6 protein-coding genes are annotated in these 4,416 nt (G+C 71.5%); 3 read left to right on the forward strand and 3 right to left on the reverse strand.

The features are described from left to right. The 3 genes from ACFV18_RS32775 to ACFV18_RS32785 all read right to left on the reverse strand — a co-directional run. Nucleotides 1-174: helix-turn-helix domain-containing protein (locus ACFV18_RS32775; RefSeq protein ID WP_380487149.1), on the reverse strand; the 174-nt coding region annotated here is incomplete at its 3' end. Between the two features lie 117 nt (nucleotides 175-291). Further along, on the reverse strand, nucleotides 292-828 hold the full coding sequence (locus ACFV18_RS32780; protein WP_380488963.1) for a DUF3515 domain-containing protein: 537 nt from the start codon (nucleotides 826-828) through the stop codon (nucleotides 292-294). A 19-nt stretch (nucleotides 829-847) separates the two neighbouring features. Beyond that, complete coding sequence (locus ACFV18_RS32785; protein ID WP_380488964.1) at nucleotides 848-1,081, reverse strand: Lrp/AsnC family transcriptional regulator; 234 nt, start codon at nucleotides 1,079-1,081, stop codon at nucleotides 848-850. A gap of 170 nt (nucleotides 1,082-1,251) precedes the next feature. Between ACFV18_RS32785 and ACFV18_RS32790 the strand changes: the two genes are divergently transcribed. The 3 genes from ACFV18_RS32790 (at nucleotide 1,252) to thiD (ending at nucleotide 4,216) form a co-directional block, all read left to right on the forward strand. Next, complete coding sequence (locus ACFV18_RS32790; protein ID WP_380488965.1) at nucleotides 1,252-2,220, forward strand: thiamine-phosphate kinase; 969 nt, start codon at nucleotides 1,252-1,254, stop codon at nucleotides 2,218-2,220. A 135-nt stretch (nucleotides 2,221-2,355) separates the two neighbouring features. Next, nucleotides 2,356-3,381: an ATP-dependent 6-phosphofructokinase gene (locus ACFV18_RS32795; RefSeq protein ID WP_380488966.1), complete on the forward strand. Its 1,026-nt coding sequence runs from the start codon at nucleotides 2,356-2,358 to the stop codon at nucleotides 3,379-3,381. A 31-nt stretch (nucleotides 3,382-3,412) separates the two neighbouring features. Further along, nucleotides 3,413-4,216 carry a bifunctional hydroxymethylpyrimidine kinase/phosphomethylpyrimidine kinase gene (gene thiD, locus ACFV18_RS32800; protein ID WP_380488967.1) on the forward strand — a complete coding sequence of 268 codons (804 nt, stop codon included), beginning with the start codon at nucleotides 3,413-3,415 and terminating at the stop codon, nucleotides 4,214-4,216. Nucleotides 4,217-4,416 lie beyond the last annotated feature (200 nt).

A 4,416-nucleotide genomic window follows, 5' to 3' on the forward strand; every position in this document is an offset into this window, starting at 1 on the left:
GTCGTCCATGCCTGCCTCGCCGAGCGCGCGGTAGCGGTCGGCCCAGCGCTTGGCGGTGGTCGGGGAGACCTGGAAGCGTTCGGCGGCCCGCCGCAGTGGCCAGCCGTCCTCGACCACGCAGCGGGCCAGGCGCAGGCGTCCGGTCTCGGTCAGCGGTGCGTTACGGTGTGGCATGAGGGCCTTTCTGGTCGCCGGTGAAGATGTCGCAATCCACACCAGGCCAGAAGGCCCTCACTCATTTCAAGATCACCACGCCGTGAGCCCTGTCACCAACCTCCGTGGTCAGTACACCTAGGCGTTGTTGTCGAAGCAGTCCAGGTCGGCCTTCTCGTCCCAGGTCGGGATGGTCGACCGGATGGCGTCCGTGTACGAGCTCAGCGGATCCGCGTAGTTGGTGTAGGCGCCCGCCGGGACGTGCACTTCGACGTATGCCTTGCGCAGCCCGGTGGCGAACCAGTAGCCGCCGTGCCCGTCCTCGGTCAGGCCCCAGCGGACCTCGTCGATGCACGGGCCCTTCCGGTCGTCGCTCATGTACGCCGGCCGGTCCCCGCCGCAGGTCAGCACGGTGCGCGGCGAGGACGCCCAGGCGGCGGTGTACGGCGAGGCCGGGGACGGGTCCTTGCGCGGGTGGCCGAGTACCTCCGCGGGCAGCTTGGCGTCCAGCGCCTGGCAGTACTGCGCGACCTGGGCGCTGGGCGTCGGCGGCTCGACGTCGGGGTCGCCGCTCCAGGCGACGGCCAGCAAGGCCGTGCAGGCCAGCAGGACGGCCGGCGGTGCGAGCCAGCGGACCGGTGCGGGGAGGCGGTTCAGGAGCTCACGTGGACGCATCCGTCGATGGTAAGCGCCCCTACAGGCGGACCACCGGACAGGTAAGGGTGCGGGTGATCCCCTCCACCTGTTGGACCTTCGCCACCACCAGGCGGCCCAGGTCGTCGATGGATTCGGCCTCGGCCCGGACGATCACGTCGTACGGACCGGTCACGTCCTCGGCGGTGATCACCCCGGGGATCTTGGCGATGGACTCGGCGACCGCGGTGGCCTTGCCCACCTCGGTCTGGATCAGGATGTATGCCTGCACCACGGTGGACCTCCAGGCGGCTGGGTGGGGGGAGTTGCTGACCGGCAGTCTGATCACCACGCTACCGCGCGACCGTGGCACAGGGGAGACCCTCGAACCCTTTGAGGGCGTACGCTGCCGCGCGGGGGGCGCACACCCAAGACGGATCGTGAAGAACGCGGGAGGACGGGCTGATGCAGGGGACCGTGGGCGAGCTCGGCGAGTTCGGGCTCATCCGGGAGCTGACCGCGCGGCTGCCGATGACGCCGGCGGTGGAACTCGGGCCCGGCGACGACGCCGCTGTGGTCAAGGCCCCCGACGGCCGGGTGGTGGCCACCACCGACGTGCTCATCGAGGGCCGGCACTTCCGCCGCGACTGGTCCACCGCGTACGACGTGGGCCGCAAGTGCGCCGCGCAGAACCTCGCCGACATCGCCGCGATGGGCGCCGTTCCCACCGCCCTGCTGCTCGGCCTGGTCGCCCCCGCCGACCTGCCCACCACCTGGGCCACCGAGCTGATGGACGGTCTGCGCGACGAGTGCCAGGTGGCCGGCGCCACCGTGGTCGGCGGCGACGTGGTCCGCGGCGACACCATCACCCTGGCCATCACCGCCCTGGGCGACCTGCAGGGCCGCCGTCCGGTGGTGCGCTCCGGCGCCCAGGTCGGCGACGTGGTCGCCGTCACCGGCTGGCTCGGCTGGTCCGCCGCCGGCCTGACCGTCCTGCAGCGCGGCTTCCGCTCCCCGCGGGCCTTCGTCGAGGCGCACCGCCGTCCCGAACCGCCGTACCACGCCGGCCCCGCCGCCAGCGACCTCGGCGCCACCGCCATGGTCGACGTCTCCGACGGGCTGGTCGCCGACCTCGGCCACGTCGCCCGGGCCAGCGGCGTGGACATCGACCTGCGGGCCGCGGACTTCGACATCCCCGCGCAGATGGCCGACATCGGCCAGGCCGTCGGCGTGGACCCGCTCGTGTGGGTGCTGTCCGGCGGCGAGGACCACGCGATCGTCGCGACCTTCCCGAAGAGCGCCGGACTCCCCGCCCGCTGGCGGCAGATCGGCGAGGTGGTGCGCCCCGCCCGGCCCGGCCGCGGGGGAGTGGTCACCGTCGACGGCGCCCCCTGGGACCGCACCGCCGGCTGGGACCACTTCGCCGAACAGTAGTCCGCCCGCTTTACCCGTCGGTAGGGCCGCCAACGCGTAGGGTGGCGACTGTCGGGCGGACCGGCAGCGTCGGCGGTCCGGTCTCCACCTACGCTGGGGGCCCCGCGTTCCCGGGAGCAGGAGAACACAGCCACCATGCGCATCGGAGTTCTCACCAGCGGCGGTGACTGCCCAGGACTCAACGCGGTGATCCGTTCCGTCGTGCACCGCGGCACCGACGTCCACGGCGACGAGATCATCGGCATCGAGGACGGCTTCCTCGGCCTGATCGAAGGCCGCGCCCGCCCGATCTCGCACGATGACGTCACCGGCCTGCTCACCCTCGGCGGCACCATCCTCGGCTCCGCCCGGGTGCAGCGCGAGCGGATCCACTGGGCGGTGGAGAACTCCGCCGAACTCGCCGCCGAACTCGGCATCGACGCGCTGATCGCGATCGGCGGCGAAGGCACCCTGACCGCCGCCAAACTGTTCAGCGACGCCGGGCTGCCGGTGGTCGGCGTCCCCAAGACCATCGACAACGACATCGACGCCACCGACGTCACCTTCGGCTTCGACACCGCCGTGCACGTCGCCACCGAGGCCATCGACCGGCTGAAGACCACCGCCGAATCCCACCAGCGCGTCATGGTGGTCGAACTGATGGGCCGGCACACCGGCTGGATCACCCTCACCGCGGGCATGGCCGGCGGCGCCCACGGCATCCTCATCCCCGAGAAGCCCTTCGACATCGAGGCCGTCGCCCGGATGATCGAGGACCGCTTCCGGCGCGGCAAGAAGTTCGCCATCGTCGCCGTCGCCGAAGGCGCCCAGCCGCTGCCGGGCACCCTGCGCTTCGAACACGGCCAGGTCGACCGGTTCGGCCACCAGACCTTTGGCGGCATCGGCACCCGGCTCGCCCTCGAACTGGAGAACCTGCTCGGCAAGGAAGCCCGCCCGGTCATCCTCGGCCACACCCAGCGCGGCGGCACCCCCACCGCGCTCGACCGGGTCCTCGCCACCCGCTTCGGCTGGCACGCCGTCGAGGCCGTCCACCAGGGCGCCTTCGGCCAGTTCACCGCCCTGCGCAACACCGGGATCCGCCTCACCCCGATCGCCGACGGCGTCATCCGGCTCAAGACCGTCCCGCCGGACCGCTGGGCCGAATCCGAGGCCGTGCTCTGACGCGTTTCCCCCGGTGGATAGGTTGGGGCACATGACCACCAACACCGCCCCGCCCCGGGTGCTCACCGTCGCCGGCTCCGACAGCGGCGGCGGTGCCGGCATCCAGGCCGACCTCAAGACGATGCTCGCCCTCGGCGTCCACGGCATGAGCGTCATCACCGCCGTCACCGCGCAGAACTCGCTCGGCGTCCAGGGCTACTGGGAACTGCCCGCCGAAGCCGTCCGCGCCCAGTACCGCAGCGTCGTCGACGACATCGGCGTCCAAGCGATCAAGACCGGCATGCTCGCCTCGATCGAACTCGTCGAAACCGTCTCCGCACTCCTCACCGACGCCCCCGCCCCCGTGGTCGTCGACCCCGTCGGAGTCTCCAAGCACGGCGACGCGCTGCTGGCTGCCGCAGCCGTTTCCACCGTCCGCGAGCGCCTCCTGCCGGTCGCCACGCTGGTCACCCCCAACCTGCACGAGGTGACCCAGCTCACCGGTCTTGAGGTCACCGACGAGAGCGAGATGCTCGACGCCGCGAAGGCGCTGCGCGACCTCGGCCCCCGCTGGACCCTGATCAAGGGCGGCCACCTCGAAGGCGAAGCCGCGGATCTACTCCTCGGCCCCACCGGCGAAACCCACTGGTACCGGGCCCCCCGCCATGACAACCGCCACACCCACGGAACCGGCTGCACCCTCGCCAGCGCGATCGCTTCGCAGCTCGCCAAGGGGGAGACGATGCCCGAGGCTGTCGCGAACGCCAAGGCGTATGTGACGGGTGCCATCGAGCACGGCTTCGCACTGGGTTCCGGCATCGGGCCGGTGGATCATTTCTGGCGGGCGAGGGGGTAAGCGCTCCAGGGCTCGGGGGGTCGGGTCAAAGACGGGGACCAGAAACGGCGGAACGCCAAGCGCCCCGGTGATCACCAGCAGACCCGGCCTCGCCGTTCTCCCCCGGCCCTAGCTGTACTGACCACGGAGGTTGGTGACAGGGCTCACGGCGTGGTGATCTTGAAATGAGTGAGGGCCTTCTGGCCAGGTGTGGATTGCGA

It is taken from the genome of Kitasatospora sp. NPDC059673 (assembly GCF_042734215.1).
Classification (GTDB): Bacteria; Actinomycetota; Actinomycetes; order Streptomycetales; family Streptomycetaceae; genus Kitasatospora.